This is a genomic window from Pseudomonas sp. Sample_9 (assembly GCF_004307535.1).
Taxonomy (GTDB): domain Bacteria; phylum Pseudomonadota; class Gammaproteobacteria; order Pseudomonadales; family Pseudomonadaceae; genus Aquipseudomonas; species Aquipseudomonas mercuritolerans.
Genome location: NZ_RAZO01000078.1, coordinates 1 through 23063 on the forward strand (window position 1 = coordinate 1; position 23063 = coordinate 23063).

12 protein-coding genes are annotated in these 23063 nt (G+C 58.9%); 6 read left to right on the forward strand and 6 right to left on the reverse strand.

Going from position 1 to position 23063, the window contains the following annotated elements; all coding sequences use genetic code 11:
- Window positions 1-128: 128 nt before the first annotated feature.
- The 4 genes from D6877_RS04485 to D6877_RS04500 form a co-directional block, all read right to left on the reverse strand.
- Entirely contained in the window at window positions 129-2912 is a 2784-nt protein-coding gene (locus D6877_RS04485) for an RHS repeat-associated core domain-containing protein (protein ID WP_130909988.1), read from the reverse strand.
- On the reverse strand, window positions 2909-5650 hold the full coding sequence (locus D6877_RS04490; protein WP_130909989.1) for an RHS repeat-associated core domain-containing protein: 2742 nt from the start codon (window positions 5648-5650) through the stop codon (window positions 2909-2911). The genes D6877_RS04485 and D6877_RS04490 overlap by 4 nt, the downstream gene beginning before the upstream one ends.
- Entirely contained in the window at window positions 5647-10131 is a 4485-nt protein-coding gene (locus D6877_RS04495) for a SpvB/TcaC N-terminal domain-containing protein (RefSeq protein ID WP_130909990.1), read from the reverse strand. The genes D6877_RS04490 and D6877_RS04495 overlap by 4 nt, the downstream gene beginning before the upstream one ends.
- Before the next feature lie 199 nt (window positions 10132-10330).
- Window positions 10331-11854 carry a fumarate hydratase gene (locus tag D6877_RS04500; RefSeq protein WP_007916251.1) on the reverse strand — a complete coding sequence of 508 codons (1524 nt, stop codon included), beginning with the start codon at window positions 11852-11854 and terminating at the stop codon, window positions 10331-10333.
- Between the two features lie 484 nt (window positions 11855-12338).
- On the opposite strand from D6877_RS04500, the gene D6877_RS04505 reads away from it, so the two are divergent.
- The 3 genes from D6877_RS04505 to D6877_RS04515 are packed head-to-tail and all read left to right on the forward strand — an operon-like array spanning window position 12339 to window position 15151.
- Entirely contained in the window at window positions 12339-13445 is a 1107-nt protein-coding gene (locus tag D6877_RS04505) for a GGDEF domain-containing protein (protein ID WP_130909991.1), read from the forward strand.
- The gene (locus D6877_RS04510) at window positions 13438-14373 is read left to right on the forward strand and encodes an iron-sulfur-binding ferredoxin reductase (RefSeq protein ID WP_130909992.1); all 936 of its coding nucleotides are present in this window, start codon (window positions 13438-13440) and stop codon (window positions 14371-14373) included. The genes D6877_RS04505 and D6877_RS04510 overlap by 8 nt, the downstream gene beginning before the upstream one ends.
- 28 nt (window positions 14374-14401) lie before the next feature.
- Window positions 14402-15151 (forward strand): enoyl-CoA hydratase, encoded by a 750-nt coding sequence (locus D6877_RS04515; RefSeq protein ID WP_130909993.1) that lies wholly within the window; start codon window positions 14402-14404, stop codon window positions 15149-15151.
- Between the two features lie 231 nt (window positions 15152-15382).
- On the opposite strand, the gene D6877_RS04520 is transcribed toward D6877_RS04515, so the two are convergent.
- Together D6877_RS04520 and pyk are read right to left on the reverse strand one after the other, a co-directional pair.
- Window positions 15383-16717, reverse strand: coding sequence for a hypothetical protein (locus D6877_RS04520; protein WP_130909994.1), 1335 nt, complete (start codon window positions 16715-16717; stop codon window positions 15383-15385).
- Between the two features lie 188 nt (window positions 16718-16905).
- Window positions 16906-18357, reverse strand: coding sequence for a pyruvate kinase (gene pyk, locus D6877_RS04525; RefSeq protein WP_024014116.1), 1452 nt, complete (start codon window positions 18355-18357; stop codon window positions 16906-16908).
- Between the two features lie 172 nt (window positions 18358-18529).
- On the opposite strand from pyk, the gene D6877_RS04530 reads away from it, so the two are divergent.
- The 3 genes from D6877_RS04530 to D6877_RS04540 all read left to right on the forward strand — a co-directional run bounded on the left by D6877_RS04530 (window position 18530) and on the right by D6877_RS04540 (window position 22967).
- Window positions 18530-18916: a hypothetical protein gene (locus D6877_RS04530; RefSeq protein ID WP_016773461.1), complete on the forward strand. Its 387-nt coding sequence runs from the start codon at window positions 18530-18532 to the stop codon at window positions 18914-18916.
- A gap of 230 nt (window positions 18917-19146) precedes the next feature.
- A complete protein-coding gene (locus tag D6877_RS04535; RefSeq protein ID WP_130909995.1) occupies window positions 19147-19506 on the forward strand; it encodes a PilZ domain-containing protein in 360 nt (119 codons plus the stop codon).
- A gap of 335 nt (window positions 19507-19841) precedes the next feature.
- Window positions 19842-22967, forward strand: a complete 3126-nt coding sequence (locus D6877_RS04540; protein WP_153189059.1) for a hypothetical protein — start codon at window positions 19842-19844, stop codon at window positions 22965-22967.
- Window positions 22968-23063: the final 96 nt, after the last annotated feature.

Sequence of the window (23063 nt, forward strand, 5' to 3'; positions counted from 1 at the left end):
ATCAGCAGGGAATACAACGACAGACGCAGGGTACGGGAAGTCGGCAGCATGCTGGTCTAACGGATGGTAGGAGGAGGGGCACGATAGCATGCCATCACCCCTTGCCTGCTACTTGAGATCCATGGGGGTCATGCCGCCCTGGGTTTCTTCGAATAGGATATTGCCCTGTTCATCGTTTCTTGCAGGTGTCCGGTAATTCTTGCCGTTTCCGTTTCGAGGTCGGCAAGTTTGACTCCTGCCAGCGAATCAATGGAAAGCGCAGCGAAGTACTCTCTGGTGGTTTGCAGGTTATCGTTGATCTGCTGGACCAATGCCGGGATATATGTGAACAGCCTGCCGTATTTCTCGTCGGATATTTCAGAACTGGCGTCGCTGACTTCTTTAACGATTTCTACTGCTCCAATCGCTAAGGAAAGCCCTGCACCGGCTTCAGAAGCAACGTTTGGTGCAAAAAACTTGAGCCCAAAAGCGGCAGCAAGTTTTCCGGTACCTACCTGGCCTTTGGTTTTTCGAACGTCAAAATTCTTGATGCCCTTGGCGCCCAGGTAATTCAGTAGGTTCATGGACTTGTACTCTGCCTGCCGGATGATTTTGTCAGGATCAAGAGCACTTGCTTTGAGCTTGACCGAGGTGCTCAGCCCGGATTTTTCGGCGACATAGTCGATAGCGAAGCTGACGGCGGTTTTGGTGGCAATCCCCATGCCGACACCAACCACATTTCCCACGCCAGGAGCGGCTACCCCTAACGCTTGGGCACCCAGCCCAACCACTATTCCTGCGCCATAACTGAGGGCCTGATTCGTCACATGGACGGCTGTTCTACGGGCTGTTGCTTTCGCAAAATGGGAAGTTGAATTCTGGTTGAGCATCTGCTGCTGCACATTGTTGGATCGCAGTTGGGTGATTCCCAGAATATTCACGTGCTTGAGTATCTGATTCGCCAGAGTGCTGCGCAGGCGATCAGAAGCCATTCCCTGACCTCTTTTTGCATAGCTGGCGTTTTCCCGCGAAAAGTGCCTGCTCCAGGCGGCGTCATAGTCCGCTTTTGTCGGCAGTAATTTGCCTTGACCGTCGGCGTCTATATAACCGACGGGGTTGTTGCTTACAAACGCATACAGATTCAACCCATCCACGTCCCCCGCCGGATCCGCACTGACCCAACGTTGCAACCACGGCGCGTAATAACGCGCGCCGTAGTAATACAAACCACTGGCATCCATTTCCTTGCCGGAGTAACGGATGAAGCGGTATTCGATTTCCGATTCCGGGGCCATCCACGCGGTTTCGCCGAACGGGTAATAGCCTTCTTCGCTGGTGATGACGGCCTCTTCATTGAGCTCCATCACACAAGAGCCGAGATGGTCTTCGAGGGTATAGCGCAGTTGGGTGTTGGCGGCAGGCGGATTGCTCACCCAATGCAGACACCGCGCGTTGCCGACGCTGATGATGTGCAGCTCTTCGCCGTTGTCTTTGCTGCGGATTTCCAGGCCGGGCAGGTAGCGCACTTTATCGATGTGACTGACACCCCTGGCGACCGTTTCGCGATATTTGAGTACCCGCACGCCCTGGCTGTAGCGGTAATTCTCGGTGTCGTTGGCGCTGTCCTTGCGAATGACCAGATCTATATGTTCCAGCTCGTCACGATTGTTCCAGTGCAATGTCGGGCCGTGCCGCAGCCTGGATTGATTGCCGTGCAGGTCGAACCAGTTGCCAAAGTCCGGTTCGTCATCGCCGGTTTCCCGGCGTACTGCGCGATTGCTTTCACTGTCGATGTGCATACGCCTGGTGCGACAACCCTCGTCGCGCTGATGGCACAACTCGATCAGGTTTCCTCCCTTGTCGTAAGTGTAAGTCTGGGTGTAGTTGCGGCGGTTTTTCGGATCGGTCGGTTGCGGCAGGCCGGGGATGTCCGGGGGTAGGGCGTCGTCGTAACCGGTTGCGCGAATCAACCGGTACAAGGAGTCGTAGATGAATTCGCGATGGCCATCGACCCGCTGGTTGGCAAACCAGGTGGGTTCGAAGGCGTGGTCTTCAATGCGAATGATGTTGCCGACGCGGTCGTAGAAATAGGCGAGATCCTGCAGCCTGTCTTCACCGGGTTTGTGACTTGTTTGCGTGTGCAAACGCCCGTCGGCCGGGTCGTATGTCCATTGGCTGAGCACGCCGTTGCCGGCCAGTTGCGCGATGATCTGATTGTTGGCGTTGTACTGTGCATCGAGCATCACTCGCTTGACGGGGTGCCCCTTGATCTCAAGATCCACTTGCCTGAGCTGCCCGGCAAGACCATGGCGTGATGCTCGGCGATGACCGCCGGCGTCGGTTTGCTCCAGGACAGCACCGACGGGGCTGATCATCTGGCGCGTGGTGAACGGCTCGCCATCGCGAAAGGTGCGGGTTTCTGCAATCGCCTGGCCGGTGAGGGCATAACCGGTGATTTTCAGCGATCCTGAAAAATCCGTCTGTTCGATCAACTGGCCGCGCAGGTTGCAGTCTCCATCGGCGGAACTTTCACCATAGCTGAAACTGTCGATCTGATCCCCGCTGGCTTCCTTTAGCGTTTTTACGCGTAGCAGCATGTCAAAGGTCGATTGCCAATGATGATCACGTTTGTCCCAGCGATGCAGTGGTTCGCCGGCCAGTCCCGGCAGCACCAGGCGCAAGCCCGAATCGGCGCTATCGGTGTACAGCACAGTGCCGTCGAGCGCATAGACGTTGGTGGCGTTCGCCACCGGCAGGCGCGGGTCGTACTGTGCCGCCAGGCGCCCGGCTACATCGTGGTGCTGGCAAGATACCAGAGCGCTTGGCGGATCAGCGGCTACCGAGTGCAGGTAAGCGATCTGTCGGATTGGCAGACCACGTGCGTCGATGACCGTCAACGCAGGAGTGCGCGAATGGACGGTATCGTACTTCATTGGGGTGGGTAGACATGTCTGGTGAAACGCTCGACAAAAGCCTGAAATTTCGCCCTGAACCCGGTCCTCGGTTTCGCTTCTTTGCGCAGGAAAACATTGTCTGTAAGTAAATCTTCCTTGTACCACTTCATCATGGTCTGGGTGGTTTCGATAAATCCAAGGATCTCAGTGGTCTGCTCTCGCAAGGTATCTAGCCGAATGATTTTGGCATCCTTCAAGCGGCTCTTGTCAGATAGCACGTCAGCCGAATTGATCGTGTTTTGTCCTGTTCGTCTGAAGGCCTTCTCAATATGGGTCATTCGCGAAGTAAGGGCTTGATGCCAGTCGGCGAGCATTGTTTCGATTTTTCCAATCTTGACCGGATCCAGACCATTTTGTATGTCCACCACTTCCTGCACTCGCGAACCCAGGTTAAGTGCCGCACCCGTGCCTGGAACATATGATCCGACGCCACGGCTCATCAGGATGGTGGACGCATCAGCTGGCGTAAAACTCGATGAACTCGCCGTGCCAGCGATCTTTTGATCAATGGCTTCGACGCTCATGACCGAAGTTTGTGGAATCAATGGGCTTGTCATATTTGCAAAGGACGTGAATTGAGCGACGATCGACTCGGCAATGTCGCCGTTGATGTGCGTGGCAACCATATCGACCAGGTATTTGACGGCCTCTGGCATACCGGCGGTAAGTTCTGAACCAACGAATGTGCCGCCGAAGTAACCTGCAAAGAAGCCGGCAGTGCCTATAAGTGCTTCTGCAAATCCGCTCTTGAGCAGATCCCCCCCGTATTTTCTTTGTGAAATTTTCAGCATCTTGTCCTGCGTCATAGCAGCGTGGTTGCCGAGTACCGTTGCAAACCTTGAGAAATTGACGATATCGAATCTGTCTTGGCTGTTGCCATGCACATCCACAAAAGTCAGCGGGTTGTTCCCGACGAACCCATACAGGTTCAACCCATCCACATCCCCCGCCGGATCGGCACTGATCCAGCGCTGCAACCACGGCGCGTAATAACGGGCGCCGTAGTAATACAACCCGCTGACGTCCATTTCCTTGCCGGAATACCGGATGAAGCGGTATTCGATTTCCGATTCCGGCGCCATCCACGCGGTTTCGCCGAAGGGGTAGTAGCCTTCTTCGCTGGTAACTGTCGCCTCTTCGTTCAGTTCCATCACGCAAGAGCCGAGATGGTCGTCCAGGGTGTAACGCACCTGGTTGTTTTCGGCAGGTGGATTGGTCACCCAGTGCAGGCAGCGTGCATTGCCGAGGCTGATGACGTGCAGTTCTTCGCCGTTGTCCTTGCTGCGGATTTCCAGACCGGGCAGGTAGCGGACCTGATGAAAATGGTTGGCACCCGGAGCAAAGGTTTCGTGGCGCTTGAACACTCGCACGCCCTGGCTGTAGCGGTAGTATTCGGCGTCGTTGGCGCTGTCCGGCCGCACCACCAGATCGATGTGCTCCAGCTCGTCACGCTTGTTCCAGTGCAAGGTCGGGCCGTGCCGCAGCCTGCGCTGATTGCCGTGCAGGTCGAACCAGTTGCTGAAGTCCGGTTCATCATCGCCCGTTTCCCGGCGCACACCGCGATTGCTTTGATCGTCGATGTACATGCGCCGGGTGCGACTGGCACCGTCGCGCTGATGACGCAGTTCGATCAGGTTGCCGCCATCGTCGTAGCTGTACGTCTGGGTATAGTTGAGGCGGTTTTTTTCGGTGGGCGGTTGCGGCAGACCGTGGGTGTCCGGGGGCAGGGCGTCGTCGTGACCCGTGGCACGGATCAACCGGTACAGCGAGTCGTAGCTGAATTCGCGATGGCCATCGACCCGCTGGTTGGCGGACCAGGTCGGCTCGAAAGCGTGATCTTCGATACGAATGACGTTGCCGACGCGGTCGTAGAAATATTCGAGATCCTGCAGCCTGTCTTCACCGGGTTTGTGACTTGTTTGCGTGTGCAAACGCCCGTCGGCCGGGTCGTATGTCCATTGGCTGAGCACGCCGTTGCCGGCCAGTTGCGCGATGATCTGATTGTTGGCGTTGTACTGTGCATCGAGCATCACTCGCTTGACGGGGTGCCCCTTGATCTCAAGATCCACTTGCCTGAGCTGCCCGGCAAGACCATGGCGTGATGCTCGGCGATGACCGCCGGCGTCGGTTTGCTCCAGGACAGCACCGACGGGGCTGATCATCTGGCGCGTGGTGAACGGCTCGTCATCATGGAAGGTTCGGGTTTCCACGAGCGTCTGGCCGGAGAGGGAGTAGCCGGTGATCTCCAGTAAACCTGAAGCATCTGTCTGCTTGTTCAACTGCCCCCGCAGGTTATGGCTTGCATCGGCATCACTCTTGCCATAGGTGAAACTCTCGCCCAGGTCCTCGCCGTGTTCCCTGAGAGTTTTCACGCGAAGCAGCGGGTCAAATGTCGATTCCCAGTGATGGCCAAGCTCATCCCAGCGCTGTAAAGGCTCGCCGGCCATGCCTGGCAGGACCAGGCGCCAGCCCGAATCGACACTATCGGTGAACAGCGTTGTGCCATTGAGCATGTAAGTGGTGGTGGCGTTCGCCATTGGCAAGCGCGGATCCTGCTGCGCCACGTGGCGCGCTGCCAGATCGTGCTGCCGGGTCGTCACCAGAGCGCTGGGTGTGGCACCGACTGCTGAGCGCAAGTAAGCGACCTGTCGGATCGGCAGGCCGCGGCCGTCGATGACCGCCAGTGACGGCGTGCGCCAATGCAGGGAGGAGGTCATGAGCCTGACTCGCGAGCGGACTCTTGCTCTTCGGCGGTGTCGTTGAAATCTTCGCTGGTGTGATACCAGGGATGGTAAGTCTGGCGGGAAAAGTCGCCTTTGGCGTTGACCAGCTTGATCGGACGCCCCTGCGCGTCATAGAACAATTGGTCGAACAGCCCGAGTCTGTGCAGCGATTGATCATTGACGTAGCAGTGCCTGTTGGCAAAGAACGGCCGGTACTGGCGTATGGGCAAACCCTTGTTGTTGTATTCGACCCGTTCGCTGACGCGCCAGCGTGGATCGGCAGGCAACTCAGCGTTTTCGGCAAGCAACTCGCCAGTGTTCGGGTCCACGTCATGCGCCGGCCCCGGGTCGACCAATTGCAGGGTTTGCAATGCACGACCAAAACCGTCGACACAGGCTTTGACGATCTGGATCTGCGCATCGATCGCATCGTCGGGATAGCGGTCGGCGCTGAGTATCACGGTGTGTACAGGTTCTCGACACGCTGAGCTGATGGCCTCGAGCATCCGCTGATCATCGAGCGTCAATGTCCGGGCAAGGGTCAGCCGGCGACGTGTGCTGGCGCGAATGTGTCCGCCGGGCAGCAGGTCGCCTTGTTTGATCCCTTGGCGCCCAAGCGCCGAAGCAGGAATGGCTGCCATCCAGCTGAACAGGTTTTTGTGCAGGGTACTCGCTGCGCCCTGGACGGCCTGCGCCGGATTGGCGATGGCCCATTCCGGATGAGTGTCGGGCAACGGCCGATAGTCGCTCAGGGCATGGAAGCCGGCGGGTTTGCCATTTTCCGTACCCTGGAAACTTGTGACCAATGGCTGACCGGAAGGCTCGTAGATAACTTCTTCGAGATTGTCGTTGGCGTCGATGACTCGCAGGGGTTTCAGCGCGTGGTAATCGAATTCCGCGACGCGCACGGCACAACCGTCCGGCAACTCCATCCGCATGATCGTCAGGTAATGACTGTCGTAAACCGCCGTGGTTATGCCATGGCTTGGCGTTTCGTTGAATGCGAGCACGTTGTAGAACGCTGGCAGGTTGCCGTAGCGAGAAAAATTGAAGCGCGACGACCAGAGATTCTGTTCGTCACTCGGCGCCGCTTCGAACAACGGCGGCATGGGCGCATAGCCAATATCCAGCAGGGCTTCACGGATGACCAGGCCTGGCACAACGCTGTAAGCGTCCAGCGCGGTCTTGTCCAGTAGCGCCAGCTCCAGAGAATGCGCCAGGGCTTCGAACCCGGCGACACCGTCATCCAGTTCGATACCGTCCACGCTCACATAGCGCTGGATCGATTGGGAAGTCAGCACCCGTTCGCTATGCCATTGCGTGGAATCCTGGTGCTCTCGCAGAAACTCGAACGATACCTGTCCCGGGTTGAGCCCGACCGGCAGATCGCCCTTGGCCAACTTCAAGGCATTGCCCTGATCCTGATAGGGCAGGCCCAATCGCCACTGTTGCGAGTCGACCAGATTGATCCGGCGTGCACGGGTTTCACTGATGTAAAAGTATTGCTGCGCTTCGTCGTGAGCGTCGGACCACCATTGATTCAGATGGTCTTCGGTGAAGGGGGGCGGGCTCTGGGCGGTCAACCTGCGCGCATAGCTCACCGTAAGTGCGTGGGTCGCGGCGCCGTAAGCGTCCCAGCGCAGGATGACATCGTGGCGGCACAGCGGGTCATTGCTAAAGCCGTCGTACTGATAACTGATTGCTTCGGCCTGAAGGGGTAGCAGCACGGCTGCGGCATATTGCCCCTGCGGTCGTACCTCGCGAACCAGATAGCGCTTCTCTTCTACCGAGTACAGCGCGGCTGCACCGGGCGCCTGCGCATCGGCGCGGTAGGGGAAAATTTCTGTTCGAGCGACCGAGCCAACCAGTGCCTGCGCAATCCGATAGCGACTGTCGGACCCCTCCGGAGTGACGGGCTCATCGATTTCACCTTTGGGGTGGTAACGACTGAACAGGGTTTCGCCCAACGGGCAGGCGTCCGCGTCCGCGCTGAAATAATCGTCGCGGGAGCGATTGATTTCCTGACCGTTGTGAAACCAGGTGCATGTTTGCACTGGCTCGCTGAAGCCGGGCTCTGAAGGATCGGCTCCAACCTCGCAGTCAAGTTGCTGCAAGTAGCCGAACCCACGAAATTCCCTATCCTTGCCGTCGTAGAACCCTTCGCGCCAAGTGAACGACTGGGTCAACCGGTTGCCGGTGATCTCGTCGTGTTGCTCCTGCTTCTTCACCACGGCCAGCGGAAATGGCAGATGACATACCGGTGCACGCTCAAGTGCCAGCAGCCGCTCCTTTTCATCCAGCCATTCCTGAGCCGAGCTGCGATAAGTCACGCTGCTGGAACAGCCCATGTTGTTGTTACTGTTGACCAGCAGGTAGGGCTTGGCTGCAACAAAATCGTAGCGCCAATGCCGCGGCTGGATATGCGGCACCGTCAGAATCAGGCTGGCGCAACCGAGGCCTTGCAGGTCGGCGAAACTGACCTGGCACAAACGGTCATAGCGCACGTCTTCAGGCCACGGCACGCTGACGGGAATCTGCTCCAGGCCGTTGCCGCCCCGGTTCAGGTAGATGTCGAACCCATCGGATTTGAGATAGATCAGCGCGGGCGCGCCGGAGCCATCGAGATCGGCCAGACGTACTCGCGAGGCGTCGAATTCTTCATGGGTGAAGGGCAGGTCGCTGATCTTGCGACCTTTGCCGAATTTGCCGTGACCAAGATTCGGCCAGCAGCGGACCTCGTCATGGCGGATGCGGCACAGCTCGGGCATGTCGCTGCCAAGCAGATTGCCCAGAAGCACCAGTTCGCTTCGCGAGTTGCTGAACACCGGCAGACGATCGTCTGCGTATTCATGGGGGATTTCCTGTGCGGCGGCGAAGCCTTTTTCCCGCAGGCTGGCATAAAGACGTACGCGGTCGGGGCTGATGCTGGCCGCTGACATCAGCCCGTCCCCGCTGAAATCCCCCATGGTCAAAGTCAGATCCTGGTGTTCCCGGGGAAACGTGTCGAACGCGCTGAACAGTTCGAATTGCCGCTGCGCATTCAACGCATGAAAACCGCAGTAACCCAACCGGGCAATGATCAGATCCAGGCGGCCGTCACCGGTCAGGTCAAGCAGTTGCGCCACGGCGCGGTTGCGATCTGCCACCGGGATCCTGTCCAGCAAAACCCATGGGTCGTAACCGATCAGTTCGGTACCAGGTGCCGCGCGTCGCGGTTCTCGGTAATACCAGGCGTTGTCGTAGCGGCAGAGAAAGCCCGGCACGCCCTCGCCATACAGATCGACGCATTGATAGAACCCGCCGTCTTCGATGCCCGGTTGAGTCTCGTTTTCCAACAGCCGGGCAGGGGTTTTATTGATCTCGAAAGGCGAGTAGTCGAATTCCACCGGTGGAGTGTGTTCGACATTGCCTTGGCCATCGAACGCCTGATAGTGCGCTGCAGTGATCTGGCTGTAAGCCCACTGCGCAATGTTCTGGAACGGTCGATATTCCAGCAGCAGGCGACGTGCAAGTTTTGCCTCTGTCGCCAGGCCCCCGGGGAAGTGATGAAACATCAACACTTGCTGGCAGAGCCTGCGGGTGCTCAGCTCAAAACCCTGCCCATAGCTGGAAAACGGATCCGGTCGCAGCCGCCAGCGGTTCATTTCCTCGTAGCTCGGAATCTCCGTCAGCGAATTGCTGCGTTCGCCGTAATCGAACACCAGTTGAAAATGCCATGGCAGATCCGTCGGTCGGTCAGTGTCCCAGCTGTAAAGGTGATCGCTCGCCGTGGCATTGCCGTAACACACCCGTCGCAGATAACGCTGGGCGCGATAGTCGTGAATCGGGTCTTGTTCGTCAGGCTGATCGTCGGGTTTGTATTCGTAGCAGATGTGTTCGCCATGGGCGTTCATGCTTTCACACAGCAGCCAATTGCTGATGCGCGATTCGTCGTCGGGGTCGGCACGGCGTGAGGCGGTGGTTTTGCCGTAGACGTGCAATGTGCCGTCGGCGCCGTGCACCAGCCAGAAGGGCGCTCCACCGTCAGCCGGTTGCCAGCGTTCGCGTAGCGAGAAATCACCCTCGATACGCGCCCGGTAAGACACGACATCATGGGCAGCAATGACGACATCCCGGTAGGTTTGCTCCCTGCGCGATTTCAGCTTCCCGTCATCATCCAGCTCGGGCATCCACACTTCACCGTCGTGACCGATGATTTCGTCGTGCTCGCTGTAGCGCGGTACGCCCTTGTTGGTGCGTCTGCTGATTTGACTCAGACCGAGATTCCAGCCCAGGCCAAACGCGCTGTTACCGCTCTGGCTGCTGCACGAAAGCGTCATTTGCGGATCAAAACCGCGCCCAACGCTCGCAGGGATCGGCAGTTCGAACCCCGCTGTGCCCGTGGGCCCTACAGCGCTCCAGCTCTTGCCGATCGTCGCGATCGATGAACTTTTGGCGATGGCCGGTGCGGTGATGCTCAAATCTTGGTCGGGCATGGTCGAATCCATAGCGCGCAGCGTGGGCGTGTTGGATCGACGCTAACAAGAAAAGGCCAAAGATGAACCTGTCAGATCTGACAGGTGCACAAGATCATTTTGTATGGACCGGCAGCTTTTTTATCGCGATCGGTTTGCACATGTGAAAACGGCCGGTCCATCGCTGCGGATGGCCGGCCGTTTCATGCAAGCGAAGGGCTTACTGCACTTCCACCGCCAGGCTTTCGCTGATCTTCTGCTGCCAGATCGCCGGGCCAGTGATGTGTACCGACTCACCTTTGCTGTCCACGGCAACGGTGACCGGCATGTCCTTGACCTCGAACTCGTAGATCGCTTCCATGCCCAGCTCGGCAAATGCCAGCACCTTGGACTTCTTGATCGCTTGCGCAACCAGGTAAGCGGCGCCGCCGACAGCCATCAGGTACACGGCCTTGTTGTCCTTGATCGCTTCGATCGCGGTCGGGCCGCGCTCGGATTTGCCGATCATGCCCAGCAGGCCGGTCTGCTCGAGGATCTGGCGGGTGAACTTGTCCATCCGCGTTGCGGTGGTCGGGCCGGCCGGGCCAACCACTTCGTCACCGACCGGATCAACCGGGCCGACGTAATAAATGAAGCGACCTTTCAGATCCACCGGCAGGGTTTCGCCCTTGTTGAGCATCTCGACCATGCGCTTGTGCGCGGCGTCGCGACCGGTGAGCATCTTGCCGTTGAGCAGCACGGTTTCGCCCGGTTTCCAGCTCTGCACGTCTTCCGGGGTCAGGGTGTCGAGGTTGACGCGACGCGCCGACGGGCCGGCTTCCCAGACGATTTCCGGATAGGCGTCCAGCGGTGGCGCTTCCAGCGAGGCCGGGCCGGAACCGTCGAGCACGAAGTGTGCGTGACGGGTGGCAGCGCAGTTGGGGATCATGCACACCGGCAGGGAAGCGGCGTGAGTCGGATAATCCATGATCTTCACGTCGAGCACGGTGGTCAGGCCACCAAGGCCCTGGGCGCCGATGCCCAACTGGTTGACCTTCTCGAACAGCTCCAGACGCATTTCTTCGATGCGGTTCTGCGGGCCACGGGCCTTGAGCTCGTGAATGTCGATGGATTCCATCAACACTTCCTTGGCCATCACCGCGGCTTTCTCGGCGGTGCCGCCGATGCCGATACCCAGCATGCCCGGTGGGCACCAGCCGGCGCCCATGGTCGGCACGGTCTTCAATACCCAGTCGACGATCGAGTCGGACGGGTTGAGCATGGCCATTTTCGACTTGTTCTCGGAACCGCCGCCCTTGGCCGCCACGTCCACTTCCACGGTGTTACCCGGGACGATGGAGTAGTGAATTACGGCCGGGGTGTTGTCCTTGGTGTTCTTGCGAGCGCCTGCCGGGTCGGCAAGGATCGAGGCCCGCAGGACGTTTTCCGGCAGGTTGTAAGCGCGACGCACGCCTTCGTTGATCATGTCGTCCAGGCCCATGGTGGCGCCATCCCAGCGCACGTCCATGCCGACACGGACAAACACGGTGACGATACCGGTGTCCTGGCAGATCGGGCGGTGGCCGGTGGCGCACATGCGCGAGTTGATCAGGATCTGCGCCATCGAATCACGGGCCGCTGGCGATTCTTCGCGCAGGTAGGCTTCGTGCATCGCCTGGATGAAATCCACGGGGTGGTAATAGGAAATGAACTGCAGGGCGTCGGCAACGCTCTGAATCAGGTCATCTTGCTTGATCACGGTCATGAGTCGCGCTCCTCTAAAACACGATGGGGCAGCTACAAGCTTCTAGCTTCGAGCGGCAAGTTAAGCATTACGCGGACAGCTTGAGCTTGAGCTTGCCGCTTGAGGCTTGCGGCTGTCCCTTTGTGGCGCGACGCTAAAAAGGCGCGGCAGTATACCGCGGCTCGGTGGTGGGCACACATTGGCTTTTGGTCGGATGCCCCGTGGCGAGGGGATTTATCCCCGCTCGGCTGCGCAGCAGCCGTAAAACCTCTGCGCTTGGCGTGAATGAAAGATTGCAAGGGGCCACTTCGCAGCCCATCGAAGATAAATCCACTCACCACAGGGACCTGGTGCGGGCATCAATGCAGCTCAATCAGGTCATGCATTTGACGTCAATTTTCGAGCCCGAAAATCGGTGGTCATTTAGCGACCGGCCCTCTAAAGTGGCATCCGGTCTGTAGAGTAGGACACTCGGTCAGCCTCCTATCGCACGGTGAGTCAACGATTGACCCATAACGCCATTCAACGCCTTCTGCTCAAACGCTTCGCCCTCGCTGCGGCCACCTACGGATTGGCTTTGCTGCTGCTGTGGCTGGCGTTTTTCACCGGGCATTATCAGCAATCGCTCAGTGGAGTGGCCATCGGCAGCGCGCTGGTGGTCATCAGCCAGGCGACCCTGTTCGGGCTGTTCTGGAGCGGGCGCAACCAGCGCTTTGCCGACCCCAGCCTGACCGAAGCGCAAGTGCTGATGGGCCTCGGCTGGCAGACTTGGCTGATCGCCCATGTCGACGAGGCGCGCGGCGCATTTCTGGTGTTTTATGTGCTGATCCTGCTGTTCGGCCTGTTCCATCTCACTCGACGTGTGTTTATCCGTTGCGCACTGCTGGTGTTCTTCAGTTTTTCTGCGATTACCCTGTGGGACGCTTATCACTTTCGCCTCGCCGAGCCTGCGCTCGCGGCGTTGCAGGTGTGCATTCTGGCGATGGTGCTGGCGTGGCTGGTGCTTTACGCACGCTTCGTTCAGGTCTCGCGGCAACGCCAGCGGCAACGTCGGTTTGCCTTGCAGGCGCATCAGGACACCTTGCGCGGGATGATGCGCCAGCTTGAAGACCTGGTTGCCACCGACGAACTGACCGGGCTGTTCAATCGCCGGCATTTCCTGCGCATCGCCTCCCGCGAGCTCAACGCGTTGGACGGCGACGTAATGCACGGGCTGGCGCTGATCGATCTGGACCACTTCAAACGCATCAACGACCTGCACGGCCACGCCGCCGGCGATCAGGTATTGCAGGCGTTTGCCGGTGTGGCGCAAGCCTGCCTGCGCGACGGCGATGTGCTGGCGCGCTATGGTGGCGAGGAATTCGTGGTGCTGGTGCCCGACTGTGATGCCGAACGCCTGACCGCGTGTTGCGAGCGTTTGCGCATCGCCTTCAGCGAGGTGGAGTTGATGGGCCTGCAAGTGCGCAACCTGAGCCTGTCGGCGGGCATGACCCTGCTGGCCGTAGGCGATGATCTGGACGAAGCGTTGCAGCGCGCCGATCAGGCGCTGTATCGGGCCAAGCGCGACGGGCGCAATCGTTGTGCCGCCGCGTGGGAGAACATCGATGCCTGAATTGCGTGTCGGTGAGCGGCAGTGGACGGTTGAGCCGGGCAGCAATCTGCTTGATGCCCTCAATCAGAACGGCGTTGCCGTGCCCTACAGCTGTCGCGCCGGCAGTTGCCACGCCTGTCTGGTGCAATGCGTGCAAGGCCTGCCCACTGACAATCGTCCGGACGCCTTGAGTGCCGAACAGCGCCAGCAGGGTTGGCGGCTGGCCTGCCAATGCCAGGTGAGCGAAGACTTGCAAGTGCACACCTTCGACCCGATTACTGACGGCCTCCCGGCCGTGGTCGAGGCGCTGGACTGGCTCAGCGACAGCGTTCTGCGCCTGCGCCTGACCCCGCAGCGGCCACTGCGCTACAGCGCCGGCCAGCATCTGGTGCTGTGGATCGGCCACATTGCTCGTCCGTATTCACTGGCGAGCCTGCCGCAAGAAGACCGCTTCCTCGAGTTTCACCTCGATTGCCGTCAGCCCGGCGAATTCATCGATGCCGCACGCCGGCTGCAGATCGGCGACGCGATCCGCCTTGGCGAACTGCGCGGCGGCGCCTTGCATTACGATGCGGACTGGCACGCCCGGCCACTGTGGCTGCTGGCCGCCGGTACCGGTTTAGGCCCGTTGTTCGGTGTGCTGCGCGAAGCCTTGCGGCAGGATCACCAAGGCGCCATCCGTGTCATTCACCTGGCCCATGACGAGCGCGAGCACTATCTGGCCAAACCCCTTGCCGCGCTGGCCGCGCAGCGTGAAAACCTCAGCGTCGAGCTGTGGACAGCGACCGACTCAGCCGCCGCTTTGGCGCAACTGCGCCTTGTTTCTCGGCAAACCCTGGCCTTAGTCTGCGGCTCGACAGCCAGTGTCGACGCGTTCGCCAAGCGTCTGTATCTGGCCGGATTGCCGCGCAATCAACTGCTGGCCGACGTGTTTGTCAGCCGTGGTTGAGCGCTGATTTTCAGACGCGAGACACGCCATGACCGAAGCCATCCTGCTGGAACGCGAACGCGGTTTGCTGACCCTGCGCCTCAACCGCCCGGACAAGAAAAACGCCCTGACCCGCGCCATGTACGGCCGCCTCGCCGAAGCATTGAAACAGGCTGACAGCGACCCGGAAATCAATGCCGTGCTGATCACTGGCAGTGCCGAGTGTTTCACCGCTGGGAATGACATCGCCGACTTCATCGAACAACCGCCGAGCGACCTCGACAGCCCGGTGTTCCACTTCATGCTCAACCTGCTCGAATGTCGCAAACCAGTGATCGCCACCGTGGCTGGCGCAGCGGTAGGCATCGGAACGACGATGTTGTTGCACTGCGATCTGGTCTATGTCAGCCGCGACGCGCGGCTGCGCATGCCGTTCGTCAACCTCGGATTGTGTCCCGAATTCGGTTCCAGCCTGATCCTGCCGCGCTTGCTTGGGCAGGCGAAAGCGGCTGAGTTACTGTTGCTGGGTGAAGGCTTCAGTGGTGAGCAGGCAGCGCAGTGGGGGATTGCCACCCAAGCGCTGGACAGCGGTGAAGCGGCCTTGAGCAAGGCTCGGGAAGTGGCCCTGCGTTTCGATGAACTGCCGGCCGAAGCGGTGCGCATCAGCAAGCAATTGATGCGAGCGCCGGATCGCGAGTTGCTGCGAAAAGTGATCGAGGAGGAGGGCGCGTTGTTCACCCAGCGGTTGCGTTCGCCGGAGGCGGTGGCGGCGTTGAGTGGGTTTATCAACCGTCATTGAAAAGCCAACCCACACCCGGTTCTCTCCCGGCCGAGGTGTATTGCGTTACCCATCGACCTGAAAGGTGCGGTCGATCATGGATTCGCTGAACCTTTATCAGGTCTTTGCAATTGTGCAATATTCCCGATCTGTTCCCTTTCCTTTTGAAAGAGGGTCAGGGTGAGGGGCTTTTGATTCAAACCACAGAAAAGCCCCGCCATTCAAAGAGCTGGGCCGATGATTACCGCCAGGTCAATCGGTTAGAGCCGCCGTGCCACTGTGAAAGCGCATGACCAGGGCCTTGTCCAACCCCGCAGAGTGCTCAAAACCGCCGATGATGATTTTTCCGTCCTCCTGCAACGCCAGGCTAGTCAGGATTGACGAGGCGCGCGCTTTGACCCAAAAGCTGCCGGCGTTGAAGTCATCATCCTTGTTGCCGTCACTCAAAAGGCGCGCCAACACACCGTAAGACTGGCTGGGCGACGGCGGCGGTTCGGGCGATGTGATTGCGCCCATCAGCAGGATTTTCCCGTCCGGCTGCATCACGGCGGTTCTCCATCGGGTGCGGTAGTTTTCCAGCCGGATGAGCAGCGGTTTACCCCCGTTGAATTGAATATTGTCCTTACCGTCGGGTTCCAGACTGATCAACAGACCTAGACGATCCGAGGTGTGGCCAACGCCCAACAGTCGATTGTTGGTCTGTCTGACCAACGAAGTGAGTTCGGCCTCCGAGAGGTCAGGGGAGTTGAACAGGCGAACGCCCGTGTCATTGAACGATTCGTCAAGAATGCCTTCGGCAGTGTATCGGGCGAAAAATATTCCGGCTGGCTTCCGGTCTACCGTCAATCTGCCGCAGACAACGACATTGCCTATATCGTCAATCAAGCCGCTTGTCAGCTCTACACTGTCCGGGCTACTCCCCGGTTCAATCACCTGCAAATGACCTGTTTCGTTGAACGCGGTATCGGGGGTGCCGTCGCTGTTGAGAACAAAGATGAACGCTCGGGTATCGGCAGTGTGAGTGACTATGTAGTTATATACGATGAGGATTTTGCCATTGGCCATCGGCTCGACACAGGTGCTGAAGTCCGATTCTTGCTCGTTCTCTCTCGCTGATGGTTGGGGCCATGCCTCGGGGCGTCTTAGGACGACGTAGCCGTCCCCGTCGGGGCCGAAGGTCGTATCGAGCGTACCGTCGCCGTTGAATCGGCCTAGCGCTGGCATACTGCGGTAGCCGGCACGCCCGACCAGGAGAATTTTTCCGTCATCCAGCAGCTTGATCGAATAACCTGCCGAGTCGCTATTGGGGGCAAAGTTGCCATGAGCCAGGCCGTCCGTAGCCTTGGCGAATTCTCGATCCAGCGTTCCGTCGGGCTTGAGTCGTCCCAGTACATAAACCCTCCCCGGCAGCCCGCCATAGGCTTCCCCGGTGAAATACACATAGCCTTCCTTCGCCACGCTCTGCGCCGCGACGCCAAAAATCAGGAGCGGAAGTGGTCGCACGTCTTGAGGGTGCCAAATGCCGGTTCCGTTGAAGGAAGGATCGGGCGCAATTGGGGCCTGGGTGGATTGCTGTTGACTGTGCATGAGCTGTACCTGCGTTCGAATGGTTGATTCAATCACAGTTAACGGCGCACGTGCGGCAGGCGTCTACTGACAACTCTGACAGTAGACCGCAATTACGGAAGGGTATATTGCGTGCGCGTTTTTCGGCCAGACAACAAAAAGCCCCGCCATTCACATGGCGGGGCTTTTGCGTTTCAGCTGCCGGTCACTCAGACCTGCGGATCACCGACATGCAGGATCTTCATGCCGTTGGTACCGCCGGTGGTGTGGTAGCTGTCGCCCTTGGTCAGGATGACCCAGTCGCCTTTTTCCACAACGCCGCGCTTGGTCAGCTCGTCGATGGCTTTCTGGCTGACTTCGTGCGGTTCCAGCGAGGCCGGGTCGAACGGGATGGTGTAGACGCCACGGAACATCGCCGCGCGGGCCTGGGCTTCGCGGTGCGGGGTGAACGCGTAGATCGGCACCGAGGAGCGGATACGCGACATGATCAGCGGGGTGAAGCCGCTTTCAGTCAGGGCGATGATCGCTTTGACCCCCGGGAAGTGGTTGGCGGTGTACATGGTCGCCAGCGCGATGCTTTCGTCGCAACGGCTGAATTCCTTGCCGATGCGGTGGCTGGAGGTCTTGCCGGTCGGGTGCTTCTCGGCGCCGACGCAGATGCGCGCCATCGCCTGCACGGCTTCCAGCGGGTAGAGACCAGCGGCGGATTCTGCCGAGAGCATCACGGCGTCGGTGTAGTCGAGCACGGCGTTGGCCACGTCGGACACTTCGGCGCGGGTCGGCATCGGGTTCTGGATCATCGACTCCATCATCTGCGTCGCGACGATCACCGCTTTGTTGTGGCGACGTGCGTGCAGGATGATTTTCTTCTGAATGCCCACCAGCTCGGCATCGCCGATTTCCACACCGAGGTCGCCACGGGCAACCATCACTGCGTCGGAGGCCTTGATCAGGCCGTCGAGGGTTTCGTCGTCGGCCACGGCTTCGGCGCGTTCGATCTTCGCCACCAGCCAGGCAGTGCCGCCGGCTTCGTCACGCAGTTGACGGGCGTATTCCATGTCGGCGGCGTCACGCGGGAAGGACACCGCGAGGTAGTCGACTTCCATTTCGGCGGCGAGCTTGATGTCGGCCTTGTCTTTTTCAGTCAGGGCCGGCGCGGTCAGACCACCACCGCGACGGTTGATGCCTTTGTGGTCGGACAGCGGGCCGCCGATGGTCACCACGCAATGCAGCTCGGTGGCAGTGGCGGTTTCAACACGCATCACCACGCGGCCGTCGTCGAGCAGCAGCTCGTCGCCCACGCCGCAGTCCTTGACCAGATCCGGGTAGTCGATGCCGACCACTTGCTGGTTGCCTTCGGTCAACGGATGGCTGGTGGAGAAGGTGAACTTGTCACCGATCTTCAGCTCGATCTTCTTGTTGGCGAATTTGGCGATACGGATTTTCGGGCCTTGCAGGTCGCCGAGCAGGGCGACGAAGCGGCCGTGCTTGGCAGCGAGGTCACGCACCAGTTTCGCGCGAGCCTTGTGCTCGTCGGGGGTGCCGTGGGAGAAGTTCAGACGGGCAACGTCCAGACCAGCCAGAATCAGCTGTTCGAGAACTTCCGGCGAGTTACTGGCCGGGCCAAGGGTAGCGACGATTTTGGTACGACGGACGGACATGCAAAGACTCCTGAGTTCAAGCGCAGGCAGAGGCTACTATGCTCGAAGGGTGTAGTCATTGTTCGAATGCACTACTTATCGTTTTCTTTATTGAACGTGGCAACTTCGGGACAAACGCGCCTGAAGATTTTCGACCAGGGGTCGATACAGAGCACAAGACAGGAGAACCCCCATGCGATTGTTGCCCATTGCCGCCCTTGCCCTCAGCGTCCTCGCCGCGACGGGCTGCACCCGTTGGTCGATGAACCATCATTTGAACAACGCCTACAGCGCCTATGAACGTGGCAATTGCGAGCAGGTCATGCTTGAACTGTCCAAAGTAGAGCGCGCCAGCCGCGCCCGCCCGTACGTGTGGCCGGAAGTGTCGATGATGCGCGGCCAGTGCCTGGAACGGCAGAAGCTGTACATCGACGCAGTGCAGACCTACCAGTTCATCATTGCTTCGTACCCCAACAGCGAATACGCCTACCGTGCCCGCGCGCGTCTGGAAACCTTGCAGAGCCTGGGCCATTACCCGACACGCAGCGCTGCTGCGGTGGTACGGCCGACACGCTTCTGACGGTACCGTCGTACAAAATCTGGCCGTCTGTACAAGCTCCGCTATAGTCAAGGAAACCGCTTGCGAGGCTTGTCTCGATGGCGGCGCAACACCTGCGACTGGCAGTGGTAAAAGTGACGGTGATTGTTGCGACCGTCACACCGGAAGCGGGGAGAGCGGGCCTGCACGCAGGTTCGTTCCGAAGCACAGGTGCGGCTCCTTGCGGAGCCCTGCATGGCGTACAGCACATCATGTTTACCGACCGCCGGATCGAACGGCACCAGTTGCCGTATTACCTCAGAGTGTTTAACAGCGTCACCGACAAACCCGTCGGCTTTCTCGGCAACGTGTCGGTGGACGGGCTGATGCTGATCAGCCAGTTGCCGATGATGGTTGGCGCAGATTTTCAGTTACGCCTCAAAGTCCCCGCCCGCGATGGCAGCCAGCAAGTCATCGATTTCAGCGCCTGCTGCGTGTGGTGCCATGAAGACGCCACGCCGTTGCACTACGACGCTGGTTTCATCCTGCGGCGTGCGCCGGCGGAGTTCGGCGAGCTGGTGCTGGCGTTAAAGCAATACTTCAGTTTTCAGCCATTGCCGGCTTCTGCCTGAACAGCAAAAGATCGCAGCCTTCGGCAGCTCCTGCATTTGGAATGCGTTCCCCCTGTAGGAGCTGCCGAAGGCTGCGATCTTTTGATCTTGACGTCATGCCACCGCGATTGCCCGCTCCTGATCCAGCGCCTTCTCCGCCAGCAATAACCCCATCTCGCAGGTAACGGCGCAGTCCGCTGTAGCGGTGCATCTTCGGCTGAAGGGCGTCAGCAGGTTGCAGTGCGGAAAAAGTTACCGTTAGTCGGGACTGTCAGAGTTGACAGGTGTGCCTTTCCATAAGGATCGATTCAACTAAGTGAGGAATAACACAATCCACTTCCCCGAGGTTGACGATGATGGATGACCATTCGAATGATGAACATAACCTGCCGGGTGAAGAATCGATCAAAGCTCAGGGGCAATCCGATAGAGCTGATAAAGAAGAAAACCCTGGCGCCCTGCTAACGCTCCGAGAGTTCAGCTACCCCCGAAGTGGAGCGGTCGGGGATTTGAAGAAACGTTTCATCACCACACTGTCTGGTCCTGCAGAAAAGCTCAAAGTTCATTATAAGGATGGCAACAGTAACAATTATATAGAAGAGGAATGGGCGGTTGGCTCGGGTGTTATAACTCTTCCTCCTGATGTACGCCGCAGAGCTGGCAGCACCGCTATTCATTACGCTATATACAGGAATGGGGGTTGGAGTGACTGGTACGACTCCGGCTGGTTTTATATGTTCGATGCACCTTTTATCGCCTTTCCTGTTAATAACAGTGTAGTCAAGGCAGGCGATGTGACCGTCAGCGGTACCATCAGTGCAGGGGCATCAACTCTCCGGGTTTTTGATGCACCGGAAACGCCACTGAGTTCACCCGTCCAGAACGTACAAGGCGGTCGGTTCAACATACCCTTGGGTCAACTTTCACAAGGCAACTACCGGATTTTTGTCAGAGAGCGGGTAGTTCCCTGTCTACCTGGGGATCTTGACTCGGATATTGTTGCTTTCTCCGTGATTGATCGCGTCCAGATAACTTCAATACGCGAGGGCTCGACAAGCGTCGAAGGTGCAACCATTCACGGTAGTGGAGCACTGCCGGACGCTACAGTCGAAGTCTACGGATTGGACTTGGGCGACGTGGTGCTTCATGCCACGGTTAACCCCGATGGTACCTGGAGTACAAGCGCACATCGCTTTGAACCCAAAAAGACCATGTTTATTGCTATTCAGGTTTTACGCGGTGTCAGCTCAAAAGTAAGTTTCATCTACGAGTTTACATTTTCGGGTCCCCCGATCATTACCGGACCTGCGCCATTGCAAGAGCAAGCTTTTTCATTGGACGGCGAAAGAGGTCGGGCTGGTGCCGTGTTGAAGGTATATGAGGATTTGGCAGCGGGCCCCGTCTACGGAACCGCGACTGTGCCGCCAGGTCACCAGCCGTGGACGGTGGCGGTCAAGGACATTCGCCCAGGCCCCATCAGCCTGGTTGTCGAAGACTCTATTCTCGGTCGCGGTGCATGGCGAGCCTTCAGGATTCGCCCTCCCAAACCTGAGTTACCAGTGATCGGTTTTCCAGACAATTCAACGGTGACGTTCTCAGGCAAGGGCCACTACGATCCCGACTTCCCTACGCGAATCCAGTTCACAGTGAAAACAGGCGAGGGGAATGCGCCAGCTGTTGCCGTGGTGCAAAACGACGGTACGTGGGCTACCACCGCAACGGGCTGGGAATTGGGCCGCCGTACACTCGTGGCGATTCAACAGATTGCCGACAATACCGGAGGCTGGATCGACTCGTTGCCTTTTGAATTCGACGTCGAAAAGAAGCTGTCCCCCGTCAGCAATGTAACTCACACCGACGACTACCAACCTACCTTCAGCGGTGCAGGCATCACCGACGCTACCGTCAAAATATGGCTGACTCAAAGTGAGCTCGCTGCGCCTGATGCTCCGGTCAGTAATCGGCGATGGTCGACGCAAGCATCGACCCTTTGGGGTCCGACGAACAATCAGAAAGTATTCATCCAGCAAATACTCAACGGCTTTGAAAGCTGGCTGGATTATCACGTCAGCATTGCGCCTCGCGAACCCGGTCTCGATGTTCCTCCCGAGGATGGGCTAACGCCGATCTTCAGCGGCACGTGCTGGCCAGACGCACTGGTGAATATTACGTTCAGCGATAGCGGTTGCTCATTTGCAGCGCAGGTGATCGGGGATAAATGGACCTTTCAGCGCCCGACTCCGTTTACGGATGGAGTGCTCTACACCATCGAAGCGACGCAGACCGTCGTCGGACTTGCATCGAAGCCAGGCTCCCTGGAATTCAAGGTTTACCTGGAGCGGCTCCAGCCCGCGATCAGAACGCCGCTGCCCAAACAGGAAACCGACAGCGATCTGACGGTGACCGGTGACTTCGGCATGGCAGGCGCTTCGATGCAGCTGTGGGATCTACAGGAAGGAAAGCGCTTGGGCGATCCAGTGGTTCTCGGGCAGGACGGTCCCTGGTCGGTACCTCTCACCGGACTTGCCATCAAGACGTGGTTCATCACCGCGCAGCAGACCCTCAACGGTCGGGCGTCGAAGGACAGTGAGGTGCGCGAGTTCGACGTCGTGGTGATGCCACCCGAGTTTATGCACCCGCAACCTGGAGGCGATCTGGCGCGCAGGGCAACTCTCTCGGGTACGGGGCGGCGAGAGGGGTTGGTTACGGTTTGGCGCCGCGGGCTCGATGAGCCATTGTTGCGCGATGTCCAGATCGGTGTGGACGGTGTGTGGGATGCCGGCGTTTCGTTGGAGGTCGGAGACGAAATCCTTTGGGCAACTCAGACGTTCGAGAGCAGAACCTCAAAACCAAGCCTCGATCTGCCGTGTCGGGTCGTACCCGTCGCGGTGACCCCTGAATCGCCCACTCCCGAAGAATTCCTTGGCGCTACGGTGACGGTGTCCGGGTTCGGCGTTTCTGGCGACCGGATCACGCTCAAGCGCGGGGAATCCGTATTGGGCACGGCCTCGGTGCTAGACGACGCAAGCTGGTCAATCCCCGCAACGCTGGAGCCACCCGATGGGGCTGTCACATTGAGCGTTGTGGCCTCCAACGGTGGATACCACTCGGCCCCCAGCGAGTGGGAATGTCAGCTAAGGCTCTTTCTTCCGCAATTCATATATCCAGGGCCAGGCCGTTGGGTTTCTCCCGTGGCGGCCTTCACAGGTTCGGGCATACCGGGCATCGGCACGCTCATGAGCTGGTACAGCCCGGATGTCGTACTTGCCGGCCCCATTACCGTCACTGACGCAGGCTGGACGGCCACTCCGACGATGCCGTTGCACAGTGGCGCCCAGTGGTGCCGTTTCCGGCAAATATCCAGCACAGGGACGCCAATATCAGACGATGCAGAAAGTGGACGTTTTGATGTGCGTGTCGAGTCGCCAGACAAACTCTTGAACGCAGTTCCGATGAACGGTCGTAAAAACTGTCATTTATGACAGTGGACTCTATCTGTTTCGAAGCGCTGAATGGTCTGTATCAACCGATGCCGGCAAGGTTCCCCGCCAGCGCACATCAACTGTTCAGGGACTGAC